At 40.2% G+C, this 15,542-nt stretch carries 12 protein-coding genes, 1 other RNA gene, 2 pseudogenes and 1 riboswitch; of the genes and pseudogenes, 13 read left to right on the top strand and 2 right to left on the bottom strand.

All coding sequences use genetic code 11. The features are described from left to right. Positions 1–15: 15 nt before the first annotated feature. The 3 genes from ACFOU2_RS11705 (at position 16) to ACFOU2_RS11695 (ending at position 3,890) form a co-directional block, all read left to right on the top strand. Entirely contained in the window at positions 16–897 is an 882-nt protein-coding gene (locus ACFOU2_RS11705; protein WP_377915298.1) for a LysR family transcriptional regulator, read from the top strand. Between the two features lie 535 nt (positions 898–1,432). Continuing rightward, entirely contained in the window at positions 1,433–2,785 is a 1,353-nt protein-coding gene (gene brnQ, locus ACFOU2_RS11700; RefSeq protein WP_377915296.1) for a branched-chain amino acid transport system II carrier protein, read from the top strand. 469 nt (positions 2,786–3,254) lie between these two features. Then, positions 3,255–3,890: a cupin domain-containing protein gene (locus ACFOU2_RS11695; RefSeq protein ID WP_377915294.1), complete on the top strand. Its 636-nt coding sequence runs from the start codon at positions 3,255–3,257 to the stop codon at positions 3,888–3,890. A 332-nt stretch (positions 3,891–4,222) separates the two neighbouring features. Here the strand turns inward: ACFOU2_RS11695 and ACFOU2_RS11690 are convergent, their stop codons facing one another. Beyond that, a complete protein-coding gene (locus ACFOU2_RS11690) occupies positions 4,223–5,854 on the bottom strand; it encodes an APC family permease (protein WP_377915292.1) in 1,632 nt (543 codons plus the stop codon). Positions 5,855–5,912: 58 nt separating this feature from the next. Continuing rightward, a riboswitch (ZMP/ZTP riboswitch) is annotated at positions 5,913–5,992 on the bottom strand. 327 nt (positions 5,993–6,319) lie between these two features. Here ACFOU2_RS11690 and ACFOU2_RS11685 point away from each other — a divergent pair. From ACFOU2_RS11685 to ACFOU2_RS11670, 4 genes and pseudogenes are all read left to right on the top strand, one after another. Continuing rightward, positions 6,320–6,508 (top strand): annotated as a pseudogene (locus ACFOU2_RS11685) (response regulator); the annotation flags it as partial. Between the two features lie 243 nt (positions 6,509–6,751). Further along, complete coding sequence (locus tag ACFOU2_RS11680) at positions 6,752–7,240, top strand: S1C family serine protease (protein WP_377915290.1); 489 nt, start codon at positions 6,752–6,754, stop codon at positions 7,238–7,240. Positions 7,241–7,252: 12 nt separating this feature from the next. Continuing rightward, positions 7,253–7,738: pseudogene (locus ACFOU2_RS11675) on the top strand (glycosyltransferase); the annotation flags it as partial. A 133-nt stretch (positions 7,739–7,871) separates the two neighbouring features. Beyond that, positions 7,872–8,549, top strand: a complete 678-nt coding sequence (locus tag ACFOU2_RS11670; RefSeq protein WP_377915288.1) for a M50 family metallopeptidase — start codon at positions 7,872–7,874, stop codon at positions 8,547–8,549. Positions 8,550–8,786: 237 nt separating this feature from the next. Here the strand turns inward: ACFOU2_RS11670 and ACFOU2_RS11665 are convergent, their stop codons facing one another. After that, positions 8,787–9,038: a DNA alkylation repair protein gene (locus tag ACFOU2_RS11665; protein WP_377915286.1), complete on the bottom strand. Its 252-nt coding sequence runs from the start codon at positions 9,036–9,038 to the stop codon at positions 8,787–8,789. Between the two features lie 99 nt (positions 9,039–9,137). Between ACFOU2_RS11665 and ACFOU2_RS11660 the strand changes: the two genes are divergently transcribed. The 6 genes from ACFOU2_RS11660 to rnpB all read left to right on the top strand — a co-directional run bounded on the left by ACFOU2_RS11660 (position 9,138) and on the right by rnpB (position 15,290). Further along, positions 9,138–11,405, top strand: a complete 2,268-nt coding sequence (locus ACFOU2_RS11660; protein WP_377915284.1) for a DEAD/DEAH box helicase — start codon at positions 9,138–9,140, stop codon at positions 11,403–11,405. Between the two features lie 17 nt (positions 11,406–11,422). Next, complete coding sequence (locus ACFOU2_RS11655) at positions 11,423–12,676, top strand: ribonuclease H-like domain-containing protein (protein WP_377915281.1); 1,254 nt, start codon at positions 11,423–11,425, stop codon at positions 12,674–12,676. 361 nt (positions 12,677–13,037) lie between these two features. Further along, positions 13,038–13,424: a CotD family spore coat protein gene (locus ACFOU2_RS11650; RefSeq protein ID WP_377915279.1), complete on the top strand. Its 387-nt coding sequence runs from the start codon at positions 13,038–13,040 to the stop codon at positions 13,422–13,424. 71 nt (positions 13,425–13,495) lie between these two features. Continuing rightward, positions 13,496–14,044, top strand: coding sequence for a DUF1273 domain-containing protein (locus tag ACFOU2_RS11645; RefSeq protein WP_377915277.1), 549 nt, complete (start codon positions 13,496–13,498; stop codon positions 14,042–14,044). 101 nt (positions 14,045–14,145) lie between these two features. Continuing rightward, complete coding sequence (gene gpsB / locus ACFOU2_RS11640; protein WP_377915275.1) at positions 14,146–14,460, top strand: cell division regulator GpsB; 315 nt, start codon at positions 14,146–14,148, stop codon at positions 14,458–14,460. A 433-nt stretch (positions 14,461–14,893) separates the two neighbouring features. Next, an RNA gene (gene rnpB / locus ACFOU2_RS11635) (RNase P RNA component class B) lies at positions 14,894–15,290 on the top strand. The last annotated feature ends 252 nt before the right edge of the window (positions 15,291–15,542 follow it).

Raw genomic sequence — 15,542 nt, 5'->3', positions numbered from 1 at the left:
AATAGGAGGGTTTATATGGAGGATCGAGATTGGCTGGTTTTGAAAGCCCTTCACAATGAGAAAAACATTACGAAGGCAGCAAAAAGCTTATACATTTCTCAGCCTGCCTTAACAAACCGTTTGCAACAAATCGAAAAGGAGTTCGGAGTTCAGGTTGTAAACAGAGGGAGACGCGGAGTCCAGTTTACCCCTCAAGGGGAGTATTTGGCAAAGTGTGCGGACAAGATGTTATTGAACATTCAAAAGATCAAAGAGAATGTACTGAATATGGAGCAAAATGTGGCAGGAACATTAAGGCTGGGTGTATCAAATTTTTTTGCCCATTATAAACTTCCTGATCTGCTAAAGCTTTTTAAAGACGAGTACCCTAATATTGAATTCAAAGTAACGACAGGCTGGAGCAGTGATATCACTAATTTGGTCTATAACCAAGACGTACATATCGGATTTGTTAAAGGAGACTACAGTTGGGGAGATCAAAAACGTTTATTATTTGCAGAAACAATATGTATTGCCTCAAAAGAAAAGATAGATATGAACGATCTACCCCGCTTGCCAAGAATTGATTACCGTACAGATTACTTACTAAAGACCTCGATAGAAAATTGGTGGGCCGAAAATTATTCGCAGCCGCCATTGGTCAGTATAGAGGTTGATAAAGCAGATACATGCAAAAAAATGGTTATGAACGGTTTAGGCTATGCCATTATGCCAAGTATGATTTTAAAGGACATAGACGATGTTCATAAAGTCGACATCAAAACAAAAGATGGGGAACCTATATTACGAAAAACTTGGATGTTTTATCATGAAGAATCTTTAAAGTTGAATATGGTCAAAGCGTTTGTTACTTTCATAGAAGGTGTAGATTTATATAATCTAGATACTCTCCCTTAAAGGAACAAGTTGATGCTTCGGAACCAGCAGGGAACTGGCGTGATGAACCTGAAGTGCATTTATTTTATCGAAGTATGGTTTTAAGAGCGGTCTATGCCATTAGCTCTCCCGTACCAGTACATATAGCAGTAAACACTTTGACCTTGTTCATATTATGTGATTATTAGCTGTCCTCGCATAAAAGTGTTCTATTTAAAATAACATGGCCCAACCAAAAAGACATCAACAATCAAGCTGATGTCTTTTTGGTTATTAATCGGGAATAGTAACATAGATGATCAAAAGCTGACCGGAGGGGGATATGAAATGGAAAACAAATACCGTAAAACAAACAGCTAGCTTTGCACCAAATCAAATCATGTGACGATTATTCCGTGTTTTCGAACAAATTTAAAAAAACATATTTTTATATTGATATATTTATTTTGTAGGAGTATAATACAAAACGTTGTTATCTCTTTATTTGATAAATTATTCTGAAAATTAAAAAATGTTATCGATGGATAATAAAGTGTTTTTGCTTGGAGGGTTTGTTGTGTCAACTAAAGTATCATCTTCTTATGTTCTTGTTATTGGACTGATGCTTTTTGCTCTTTTCTTTGGAGCAGGCAATTTAATTTTTCCGGCTATGTTGGGCCAAACAGCCGGAAGTAATGTATGGTTTGCGACTGCTGGATTTTTGATCACAGGGGTTGGACTTCCATTACTTGGAGTATTTGCATTCGGCATTTCTGGAAGTGATGATTTGCAGTCATTAGCAAGCCGCGTTCATCCTTGGTTTAGTGTCGTTTTCAGCTTTGTTCTCTACTTGGCTATTGGGCCTCTGTTTGCTTTACCTAGAGCAGGAAGCGTGTCTTTTGAAATAGGTGTTAAGCCGTTTTTGCCAGAAAACGCAGGGCATATACCTTTGTTTATTTTTACTATCATTTTTTTCGGTATTACATGCTGGTTCTCTCTCAATCCTGCGAAAATTGTCGATGTTGTCGGAAAAATCTTGACGCCAATCAAACTAACGTTTATCGGGGTTTTAGTGATTGCCGCAGTTGTACGTCCGATTGGTGCCATTCAAGCACCAGTACAAGCCTATACGCATAATTCCTTTTTCAAGGGATTTCAAGAAGGCTATTTAACGATGGATACACTTGCTTCGTTTGTTTTCGGGATTATTGTCATTAATGCCATTAAAGCAAAAGGAGCACATGATAAAAAAGAAATCATCAAAATTTGTGCAAAAGCAGCTTCTATCGCAGCTATCGTACTCGTTATGATTTACACGTCGCTTTCCTACATGGGAGCGTCAAGTGTTGAAAAATTAGGGCATTTGGAAAATGGCGGAGCAGTTTTAGCGAAAGTGGCTACTTATTATTTTAGTTCTCTAGGCGGTTTATTATTAGGATTAATGATTACTGTTGCTTGTTTAACAACCAGCGTTGGACTTGTTAGTTCTTGTTCAGCTTACTTCCATAAAGTATTTCCAAAGATTTCATATCAAGCAATAGCTGTCATTTTATCTGTTTTCAGTGCAGTTATCGCCAATTTCGGATTAACACAATTAATTCAAATATCTGTGCCGGTATTAACGGCTATATATCCTTTAGCCATTATGCTTATTTTCTTAACTTTTTTACACCCGGCATTTAAAGGAAGAGCGGAAGTATACCAAGGGAGCTTGTTGTTAACTTTTCTTGTTAGTTTATTTGACGGACTTAACGCTGCTCATTTGCCGATTCAAGCGGTAAATAATTTATTCAATCATATCCTTCCGTTATACAATGTAGGTTTGGGCTGGATTTTACCAGCCGTTGCAGGAGGAGTAATTGGATACGGTGTTAGTTTATTACGAGCTGGATATGCTCCTACTCCTAAGTCGCCTAAATTAAACCATTAAAAGTGTCAATACAAAAAGACATCAACAATCAAGTTGATGTCTTTTTGTTTGTTGGTTGGATAATCGTAACATAGATGAGCAAAAACTGAACAAAGGAGGACGAGGTTATGGAGAATAAAAACCGAAAAACAAACCGACTGATTCATGAGAAACCCCAGTATTTGCTGCAGCATGCGTTTTTATAGTTATTTATCTTTTTATAGATATTTTATAATAATATAGGGAACTTTTGTTTTTAATTGTTGATCTACAATTGTATTTGGAGGTCCTATTACCACAGAGTCATTTATCGGAGCTAATTTTTTATTATTTCTCAAACTCAAGCCGTCCGTTGAACAAGAACCCATCTCTTCTATTACATATCATCTTCGAACTGCACGCCAATTAATCCTTAATCACTACGCACACCAGACTAATTATAAGTGCATAACATGCCTATAAAGTTAATGTAAAGAGGTGAAGAAAATTTATGGTTTCATATATAGATTACACATCTCCATCAACTCAATACACTTTTGATGTAAATAAAAGTCCCTTGTTTAAAAAAGATAACAACAACTATATTAACGTATTAGGTGTGAAACAGCTGAATACATTGGAAAATGTGTCTCTGCTAGACATTTTCCTAAGTGCCAATCATGTCGTAGAACCGCACTATCACCAAAATGCAGCCGAGCTAGTCTATTGTATCTCTGGTGCTGCTGCTGTATCGATGCTGAACCCGTTTACAAAACAAATTCTCAGTTACTCTATTACACCTGGAAAAGTAGCAAACATTCCACAAGGTTGGTGGCATTATGAAGTAGCTACAGTTGATAACACTCATCTTTTGGCAATTTTTGATGCACCAACTCCAGAAGTGATCTTAGGCTCTGACATCTTAAAATTTACTCCTGCAAATATCATGTCGCATACTTATTGCATCGATGAAAATCAATGGAAACAAGCAACTGCATCAGTTAAGCCCACAACATATATAGGTCCATACAAGAACTGCGATAGAGTAAAGGAAAAGATGCCTCATCAATATTTAAATCAATATTATCAACAGCTGCAATATATTCCGCAATACCAACAAATTTCTTACGTTCCTCAGTATCAGTAATATTGGGGCTAATAGATCAACAAATACAACTATCGGCATGGATTTTATCTCTCTTGTTCAACCTGCCCCGTTAGCCAGCCGTGCTTCTGACGCAGCATCACAGATTATGGAAGATGTTTCGTTCTTCCACATGATGAAGAATAGATAATGTAATAAAACAAATGATAAAAAGAGCCTGTATCGATGATTACTTGGTAATTAACGATACAGGCTTATAACCTCAATATCAAACTGTCGGTATATATTTAATTCTTGAGTCGCTCCTTTTCATGAACCATAAATATATATGCTTAAGTTCCACAGATTTTGTGCGGCAGAACAAAAGTATATAGCTACATAGCTTTGCTTACATCAGAAGTTTTTGCCTCTTTTTCTTTATCGGCTATCGATCTGTTGATTTGCTCAGCCTCTTGAGTGTATCCTGTTTTTATTCCGCTTCTCACACCCCAAAAATAGAACATAAGTGACAAACATGCAATGAGGAGCATATCCCAGCCATATGGAATCATATTTCTCCCTCCGAATTTTTCACTTCCGAGGTAAGAAATCAGGATCATACATAATAAATAGACAATCAACCAAATTCCTGAAAAAAATTGTTGTTTAAATCCACGCCAGTTGTTCTTTGCCTGATAATAAAAATATAATGGCAACCCAATAATCATAATGAATAATACTTCTCCTGTCAGCGGCCAACGAGCCCAATATAAAGTAAGAGATGCAAAAATAAATCCGCAAGGCGCAATGAAAGATGCCCCTTTAAGATAGAACGGCCGGTGGAAATGTTCAGCAGTACGCCGCAACGTCATGAGTGCGACAGGTCCCATTATATAAGAAATCAATGTTGCCACAGAAATAATTTCAGCCAGTACCCCCCAACCCCGAAACAAAAACAAAAAGAGAAAGCATATGCCTAAATTCAAAAACATCGCCGCACGCGGAACGCCATAAACAGGGTGGACAGTTCCGAAAACAGGAGGCAAATATCCGTTCTTTTGCATTCCATAAATCATCCGTGCTGTGGTGGCGGTATAAGTCGTTCCTGTACCGGACGGGGAAACAAATGCATCCGCATACAGCAAAATTGCCAGCCAATTGAAAGCAAGTGCAATCGCCAAATCGGCGAATGGAGAATTAAAGTTAAGGTGACTCCATCCTTTTACAAGCAGGAACGGGTCTACTGCACCAATAAAAGCAATTTGCAAAAGAACATATATGACAGTTGCGATGAGAATAGAACCAATGACTGCAATTGGAATAGAACGGTTTGGTGTTTTGGCTTCACCGGCCATATTTACCGGACTTTGAAATCCGTTAAAAGCAAAGACAATTCCAGAGGTTGCGACAGCCGTTAATACACTTGCCCAACCGTATGGAGCCACACCGTTTGTGCTTGTAAAATTCTCTCCGTGGAAACCTGCAAATAGTAAAGCGCCGGCTGCGATGCCTGGAATAATAAGCTTAAATACTGTAATGGATGAATTGGCTTTTGCAAAAAGATTAACAGTCCAATAATTTAAGAAAAAATATACTAGAAGCAGCATAGATGCGATAAGTAAACCTTTGAATGTCAATACATTATTTTTTACGAGTGAATGTGTCCAATTTGCCCATTCCCAAGGCCATGTACTCATATATTGAACGGAAGCGATCGCTTCAACAGGAATAGTGGAAGCGATCGCGATCCAGTTTGCCCACGCTGCCAGAAATCCAACAAATGAGCCGTGTGAATATTGAGGATACTTTACCATTCCTCCGGCTTCTGGAAACATGGTGCCAAGCTCTGCATAAGACAAAGCAATCAATAAGATAACCGCCATACCGATAATCCAAGAAAAGATAGCTGCCGGGCCGGCAATTTGTGCAGCTTTCCAGGCTCCAAATAACCATCCTGAGCCAATGATGGAACCAAGACCAGTCATAGTTAGGGCAAAAGTTCCCATTTTTCTCTGCATATTATTCATGCATATCTACTCCTTTTTTTAAAATTAGGAAAATAAAAAGCACTTGATTAAAAAATCAAGTGCTTGCCCAGGCGCGCGGCTCATGAACCTATATGCTCCCTCATGGTACTCCATGTTGCGCCAGTTACATATAGGATTAATATTTGTGTGATATATCATTTGTTAGTATATAATATTATTTCGCAATTAACAATATTTTATGAAAAATAACATGATTTTACTTGTGAAATCTAAAAAGTGTTATTTAAAAAATGTTTGCATTCAACCAATCGTTATATTGAAATAAATGAAACATAATGCCAAGAAGATGTGTTTGATATTCATGCAGAAGTAAATCACACCTCTGCTTTTTCTTATTTCTCAATGTATGAATAAAAAACTTGTTATTCCCTGATTGATTTTCACCGTTTTTTCATTTTTGAAGATTAAAGTAACAAAGGTACAGGCATGTATATACCGCACGATGACGTGTTAATTCTGGATTGGATGATGCCCAACGGAGACGGAGTGGAAGTATGCCGGCGCTTGCGCAAAGAGGGGTATTCGGGAGCGATTCTTATGTTGACAGCAAAAGATGCCGTTGAAGACCGTATAGAAGGGTTGGATTCGGGAGCGGATGATTATCTCGTCAAACCGTTTGAAATTGATGAGCTGCGTCCACCCCCGGAGCGTCATGAAATTCATCTCATGATAGCCGGCCGTCCAATTTTCTACAAAGGTCAATTCATCGGAATGCTTTATATCGGAAAAGATATTTCATTTGCTTATCGACTATTCAAGTTGCTTCTGATGATTCTGGTGGGATTAGCCGTTCTATTTTTCGGGGTGCCCTGTTTATTAGTTATTTGATGTCGAAAAAGGCGATGATTCCCATTACCCGGGCATTTGCCAGACAACGTGAAATTTGATTTTCGGCCTCCCGTGGAAAAAGCGATTCAATCGGTTGGATCGCTGGCCGCATCGAAGCAAATTAATCTAAAAAGAATTGACGCACAAATCGTCGGTGCCGACCCGTTAACAGACTTAGCTGTATTAAAAATAGATAGCCAGTATGTGACACCGATTGTAGAAGACCTATTACAATACGGCGAAGTAAAAAGACCGTACCTTGGTGTAGGGCTGCAAAATATTAGCGACTTGTCCCAATACATTCAGCAAGGACAGTTAAGTCTGCCCGAGGATCTAACAGAAGGAGTGATCATTACAACTGTAGAGCCATCTTCACCTGCAGCAGAGGCCGGACTTCAAGTAAAGGATGTAATTATATCTATCAATGGCACTAAAGTAAGCACTGTCGGCGAATTAAGAAAATATCTTTATACTCAGACAAAAATCGGAGACGAAATTAAAATGGGACTTTATCGCAACGGGATTTGGAGGGTCTGACCCTGCTTTGCACGCTTGATTGACCGCAAGGTGTGCGGTCAATTAGTGAACATGAAGGAAAGAAGCCGCTTTGTCCGCGGGCTTGTCAGCTGGGTGGGGTTTAAACAAACCGCCATTGAATACGAGCGGGACGAACGCCTGGCGGGAGAGACGAAGTATCCGCTCAAGAAGATGCTCCATTTCTCGATGGATGGGATTACTTCTTTCTCCTATAAGCCGTTAAAAATGGCGAGTCTCTTAGGCGTCCTTCTTTCATTTGCAAGTGTAATCTGGATGTTCGTTGTTTTGTACCTGAAACTATTTACCGACTCGACCGTCACCGGCTGGTCTTCCCTTCTAATGACTATGCTTTTCTTTAATGGGGTGGTTCTCATTATGCTGGGAGTGATCGGTGAGTATATCGGAAGAATTTATGATGAAGCAAAGGGTCGTCCGTTATATATTCTTCAGGACAGCCATAGGGTCGAACGAGAGAGTGAAAAGGTATCTCGTTATGTCCAATATCTTTTAGCGCAGGTTTGTTCTTATGCAGCCGGCATGGTGAACAGCTATGTAAGGAACAAGTTAGTAGACACATTTAAATTAGCTCTTAAAAAATGTATAATGTAAAAAACTCAAAGGAGAATAAACAGTGGAAAGTATTACGCTCATATATGTATATATGGCTATAGCATTGGTTATCAGCCGGATACCTGTTCTAGGAGTTTATATTGCCCTTTGCAACACGCTGCTTCACGAGGTGTTTCATGTAATTTGTGCGGCTTGTTTAAGCGGAAGGATAGCACACAAAATTTCATTACACAGTGATGCTTCAGGGCTAGCGATAACAAGGATCAATTCTCGGTTTGCGAGAGTGCTGGTATTTTATGCTGGTTATACAGGCTCTTCATTAACGGCGATAGGATTGTTTTATTTAGTGGAAAAAGGTTATTTTAATATAATTATTTATTTTTTCATCACTCTGGCAATCATTTCTGTATTATTATGGGTACGCAATTTTTATGGTTTTTTCTGGGCGATTTCTTTTATTTCTTTATTGGGTTTTATTACTTATAAAAAGTATGAAATAGTTATGATGCATACAAGTATCTTCTTATCGTCAGTTGTACTCCTTCAATCTATCTTTACTGCCTTTACGGTGTTTAAACTAAGTTTCATTCAACGCAAAGATGCCGGAGACGCCACAAATCTTGCGCAAGCGACTTTTATTCCGGCACCGGTTTGGGGGACTGTATTCTTTGGTCAATCACTCTATGCCGGGTACTTTATCTTGAACTACCTACCACTTAATTTTCTAACGAAAATTTGAAGTGGGAGTCTTCTCGCCTAAAATGATAAACGGATTACTTGATCGGGGAGGCAAAGGAGTTGATTGCCAAAAGGACCCGGCAGGCTGGACTGGCGGTGGACCGTGGAGAAGAATCTATGGCACATATTTTGATAGACTACATTATCCAGGAAAAAACAGATACCTTCTGGTGTCTGTTTTTTCGTGGGAATGGGTTATGAAAACCAATATAGCGTTCATTTGATAAGCAAGTTTTCTTTATTGCAGCCTGTTATGTTCTGCATGTTTGATAAACATTCTTTCGTCCTCTACTAATCCGCAGGTGGCACACTGAACGCGGCGTTCAGGTCCACGGTATGGGGTATGGAACGGGTCCAAGTTGTCGTTTGTGTACTCTTCCATAATATCACCGGTACGCGGATCCATTTTTACGGGCTTTGCCACTTGTTCAATAATATTGAAACGTGAGCGATTCGTCTTACAGTTTGGACATAAGTAAGCATTTGGCATGCCGAACACCTCCTGTATGTTACCTTTTCCAATTTAAACAAAAACATACGGTTTGAAAACGAACGTTTATTCGTTAAAATAGAAGCTAGGTGATGTTGAATGAAGATACGGAAAAATGTACAGGAAGTTATGAACGTTTTAAAAGAAAATCCTGATTATAACGAAAATATTATCCATTGGCATACAATCGAACCGAAAGAAGCAAAAAACGTTCCGTTTCCTTCTTTTATGGATGAACGGTTAAAACGGGCATTGGAAAAACGGGGGATCGGCTCCCTTTATACCCATCAGGAAACAGCCTTTTTAACTGCTTACAAAGGACGAAGTTTTGTGGCGGTCACCCCGACAGCATCAGGGAAAACGTTGTGCTATAACTTGCCTGTCCTGCAAACGATTTTAGACAATCAACAGGCGCGGGCCCTCTATTTATTCCCGACCAAAGCGCTGGCACAGGACCAAAAGAGTGAAATCAATGAAATTATTGAAGAAATGGGAGCAGCGATCAACAGCTATACATATGACGGGGACACGCCGGCAAACATCCGGCAAAAAGTCAGACAAGCCGGTCATGTTGTCATCACAAACCCGGATATGCTGCACTCGGCGATTTTACCCCATCATACAAAATGGGTCTCGCTCTTTGAAAATCTAAAATATGTCGTCATAGACGAGTTGCATACGTACCGGGGAGTGTTCGGCAGTCATGCAGCAAACGTCATTCGCCGTTTAAAGCGCATTTGCGCCTACTATGGAAGCAACCCGACTTTTATATGTACGTCTGCTACCATTGCGAATCCGAAAGAGCTGGCGGAACAACTGACCGGGGAAAAAATGGTATTGATCGATAATAATGGTGCTCCATCCGGCCGGAAGCATTTCATTTTCTATAATCCGCCCATTGTGAATAAACCCCTTAATATTCGTCGCAGTGCAACATTAGAGGTTCGAAAACTGGCGAGCGAATTTTTGAAAAACAAAATTCAAACGATCGTTTTTGCCCGCAGCCGGGTACGGGTTGAAATCATTTTGACGTATTTACAAGAGTTAGTGAAAAACGAGTTATCAGCCAAATCCATCCGCGGCTATCGAGGCGGTTATTTGCCGAAGCAGCGACGTGAAATTGAAAGAGGTTTGCGCAGCGGAGACATTTATGGGGTCGTGAGCACAAATGCACTGGAGCTTGGAGTCGACATCGGCCAATTGCAAGTGTGCATTATGACGGGTTATCCGGGAAGTATTGCGAGCGCCTGGCAGCAAGCGGGACGAGCCGGAAGAAGACATGGAGAAGCAGTAATTGTGATGGTCGCAAGCTCAGGGCCTCTCGATCAGTACATGATTCAGCATCCGGATTATTTCTTTAACCGCAATCCGGAAACCGCACGCATCAATCCTGATAACCTGGTGATTCTGGTCGATCATGTGAAATGTGCGGCATATGAACTTCCATTTAAAAAAGGCGACATGTTTGGAAATGTGGATGTGGAAGACGTGCTTGAATTTTTAACAGAAGAACGCGTTCTTCACCTGAGTGGAGAAAAATGGTACTGGATGAACGATTCATTTCCGGCCCATAATATTAGCCTGCGTTCTGCTTCGCAAGAAAATGTCGTCATTATTGATCAATCCGATGTAGCGAATGTGAAAGTAATCGGAGAGATGGATCGTTTCAGCGCAATGACACTTTTACATGAAGAAGCGATTTATTTGCATCAAGGCATTCAATACCAAGTCGAAAAGCTGGATTGGGAAGAGAAAAAAGCGTTTGTTAGAGAAGTAGATGTTGATTATTTTACCGATGCTAACCTGGCTGTAAACCTTAAAGTGCTTGAAACAGATAAGTCCAAGCAGACGAAAGACCTTGAAATGGGCTACGGAGATGTAATGGTTACAGCGATGGCGACCATTTTTAAAAAAATTAAGTTTGAGACCCATGAAAACATCGGTTCAGGTCCCATTCATCTTCCGGAAGAGGAACTCCATACGAATGCGGTCTGGTTTAGTTTTGATGATCACTTGTTTGACAACTCGCAAGAAAGATTGGACCAAGCGCTCGTCTCGGTCGCCCATGCCCTGCAATCCGTTGCCCCGTTAATGGTTATGTGCGATCCGTCTGACTTACATGTTGTCCCGCAAGTAAAGGCTGTTCACAATGAGAAACCGACAATTTTCTTATATGACCGGTATCCGGGAGGAATCGGATTGAGTGACAAAGTATACACAATGATGGATAACGTGCTGCAAGAAACATATGAATTGATTGCAGGGTGTTCGTGCGAAAGCGGCTGTCCATCCTGCATAGGGACAGAAACCCAAACAGAAAAAGCGAAACAAGATGCTTTAACATTACTAAAAGCACTTGTACAATAACAGATGGGTGATAGGATATGTCGATGAAAAATAAGCTGCGGAGGATGAAACAACATTTAAATATAGAAAAACAGGATTCAATAAGCGAGAATAGGGAACAAGTAGAGCAGAAGGGGTTTACCTCCATTCCTTTTTGGCAGGAGTGGAAAGACTTCGGAGCCGTTCCATATTATACGGAAGGCGGCTGCTGTTTGATCCGGGAAGTCGTCTATCCACTTCATTATGAACATGGTGTCCATTCTTTTGGGCAGCTGCATGAGGTAGTGGAACAGTGGAATGGAACAACCGCAAGGCATCCGCTTTCCTCTGCAGGATATAAGTCCACGGACTTGTTTTTCTTTGACACCGAAACGACGGGGTTAAGAGGGGGAGCGGGAACAACGATTTTCCTGCTGGGCTACGCCAGGGTTTTTGAGGACAAAGTGGTAGTAAGGCAGCATTTTTTACCGGATCCGAGCGGAGAGATTGCTTTTTATGAAAGCTTTTTAAAGCATGTAGACTACACGACTCTTGTCACATATAACGGAAAGGCATTTGATTGGCCGCAGGTAAAAACACGCCATACGCTGCTGCGTGAACATTTGCCGAAGCTCCCTTCTTTCGGGCATTTCGATTTATTGCATGGGGCAAGACGGCTGTGGAAGCATAAGCTAGAGTCAGTCAAGTTGTCACAAGTAGAAAAAGAAATTTTACAAATTAAACGAATCAAGGACGTACCCGGCTTTTTAGCTCCCATGATTTATTTTGATTTTGTTCAGTCAAAAAATCCCCAGGGTGTCTTTGAGGTCATGAAGCATAACGAGCATGATATTTTGACTCTTATTACATTATATGTCCATATGTCAAAGCATTTGTTGAATTCTTCTTATTCTACTACTAAAGAGGCGTTTGAAGTGGCGCGCTGGTATGAAGCGATTGGTGATAGGAAAACTGCCGTAAAAGGCTATGAATATGTATCCGGTATAAAAGAAGAAGAACATTATAGAGCAAAAATGGCGTTGGCCGCTCAATATAAGAGGGAGCACCAGTGGGAAAAAGCGATCGGGTTTTGGAAAGAAATCGTCAGCCTTGGGGCGGGCGTAATCAGGATAGAGGCAGCTGTCGAACTTGCAAAAGCGTACGAACATCGGGTAAAAGATTTGGACGAAGCTCTTTGCTATGCTTCTATAGCTTATGAATTGCACACACGCCTGTTAACCAACCGTGAAAAACAGGAGCGTGAGTTGGAAAAGCGAATGGAACGGTTGAAACGAAAGCAGCAGAAACGGTAAGATACTTCCAGTAAAACGAGAAAAAAGACACCGAAATAAGACGAACTTTTCAAAATAGTGGAATTTTTGTTTTGAACCATTTTTTTTATTGTTCTACGATTCAGGCATTGATAAAATAATGCATTGTAATGACTAAAAACTTTGAAATATAAAAATAGGTGGAGAGAGGTTTCATGAAAAACATCATTCTCGTTTCGTTTTTTGCCCTTGTTTGTTTAACGATGATTGTATTGAGCAGTCTGAAAAATTCTTATTATACTTTTATGTAAAAGGCGGTAAAAATAGGTGTTTATATCAGTACATGTACACATCCTTTCACATACTGTATTAGTGTAACAAGTACAAGAAAGGGGAAAGATAGATGTATTGTAGACCACCATGTCCGACAGTATGTTGTCCGCCAATTGTTCATCCTACTAAATGTTGTGTGCAGCACACTTGCCAAAACGTCATTCAACCTCATGTTCATCCAACGCACACAACACTCGTGAATCATACGAACGTTCAGCATCAACACTATTTTCCACAAACTCAATCAGTAGCAAATGAAGTAACAAGCCAGCATGTTAATATGGGACCAGGGCCAGGGCCAGCACCATTAGCACCAGCACCAGGAATGCCATTCACTGGTACAATCTCAGGTACACTAGGAATGCCGGGTGCGATGCCAGGTATGATGCCAGGTATGATGCCAGGTATGATGCCAGGTGCAATGCCGGGTGCGATGCCAGGCTCATTCTATCGTTAATGCTTATGATAGGGATCGGATTTTTTTTTTCGGTTCCTATCTACTTATACATAGCAAGGAGTTATGATGTATTGAAAGTAGTGGCCATAACGGGATATAAACCGTTTGAATTAGGGATTTTTCAGGGGAACCACCCGGGAATCGGTTATATTAAGAAGGCGTTAAGTCGACAGCTTGTGACACTATTAGAAGATGGGCTGGAATGGGTCATCATCAGCGGCCAGCTAGGATCGGAACTCTGGGCAGCTGAAGTGGTATTTGACTTACAATTGAAGTATCCGCAGCTTCAACTGGCGGTTATTACGCCTTTTCTGGAACAAGAGGAAAATTGGAATGAAGCGAACCGGGAGCTGTACGAATTCGTCATCAGCCAAGCGGACTTTGTGGACAGTATTACGAAAAAAAAATATGAAAGTCCCGTTCAGTTTCGGTTGAAAAACCAATTTTTTATTACAAAAAGTGACGGATTATTAATGGTATACGATGAGGAACATGCAGGGAGCCCAAAGTACATGTTTGAAGCAGCCAAAAAAAGAGCGGAAACCGAAAATTATCCCATTATTCTAATCACATCGTATGATTTGCAGGCCATTGTAGAGGAAGAGCAATTCAATCAATAATGAAAAAATGTCGAAAATCTTTCGCTTAGATAAATTGACAATTGCTTTTATTTTTGAAAAAATAGTGAGAGAATAGGGTTTACCGTGTTGAGGTGAGTAAAATGCTTTCTGATAAAATTCGTTTTACAGCAAAAGACATATTGGAGAAAGATTTCAAAACAAGCATGAGAGGCTACAGTCAAGAGGAAGTAGACAAGTTTTTGGATGGAATCATTAAAGACTATGAGACATTCCATCAAGAAATTGAAGAGTTGCGCCAGGAAAACCTGCGGTTGAAAAAGCAAGTGGAGGAAGCGCAGAAGAAGCCGTCATACTCCGCTCCGCAAACGGCAACAGCCGGTACAACAAACTTCGATATCTTAAAACGTCTATCCAATCTTGAAAAACATGTATTTGGAAGCAAATTATATGAGTAAAAACATGGATTCAAAAAATCACGAAAGAACATGTGATTTTTTGGACCCGTCAAAAGAATCGTCACGAAGAATCCGGTGAAATCAAAGGTTCTTTTGACGATTCTTTTGGCTAAAAGACTTATTATAAAAAACAAAATTTTGATTAACGATATGTTTAATTTCATGGGAACGTTTTGCTCAATCCATGTTTCAGTGAAGCAAAGCGGACGTTTCAGTGAGTGGAGCTAACTTAAAAGTCTCTTGAGAATGATAATAATCTATTCTTTGCGATGAACGGTTACCAAGATTCTCGTTCTTCCTGGATTTTCGATGACGGTTCATCGCATGAGGATGTGCCCTAAATACGTTTTAGGGCACATCCTCATAAAAATAATAGTTGCATCTTGTTCATTTTTTTATTATACTTAAGTTTGTCTTTTGAGATGAGTGCATAATGTTCGGATAATCGCTGGATTGTTTGACAATTCAGAGGAAAGTCCATGCTCGCACAGGCTGAGATGCCTGTAGTGTTCGTGCCTAGCCAAGTCATAAGCTAGGGCATCCGGGCGATAATGCTCGGTTGACGGCGGAGAACGGACCTAAGTCCATTCGGATATGGTCTTACTATCCTGAAAGTGCCACAGTGACGAAGTCTTACAAGAAATTGTAAGAGTGGAACGCGGTAAACCCCTCGAGCGAGAAACCCAAATAATGGTAGGGGCACCTTTCTGAAGGAATTGAACGGAGGAAAGGACAGGTAGATGTTCTATCTGTAGATAGATGATTATCACCGGAGTACGAGGCGTTGCTTGCCGTTTGCAGTACAATGGAACAAAACATGGCTTACAGAACATTATGGCTAAGCAATATATACCCAATAATATTTCAATCAATCCACACCAGCTCTCCTTAGCGATGGGGAGATTGCTACATAAAGTGGCTGAATCAAAAGTCTTTAGAGGATGAACATCCTCTTTTTTTTATTTTCGCGTTTAACATAATTTGTTAATCTCTGCCATTGCTTCTTATTCTCTCCACGGCCTTCTGTTCTTTCATCCTGAATAAGCGTATACGTAAAGAATGGAACATGGGCGTTTTTGCCC

Origin of the sequence: Bacillus songklensis, from assembly GCF_042649685.1 — a bacterium.
Lineage (GTDB): Bacteria > Bacillota > Bacilli > Bacillales > Bacillaceae_H > Bacillus_BA > Bacillus_BA songklensis.
Note: the sequence above shows the minus strand (reverse complement) of the source record. Positions and strands in the feature narration are given on the sequence as shown.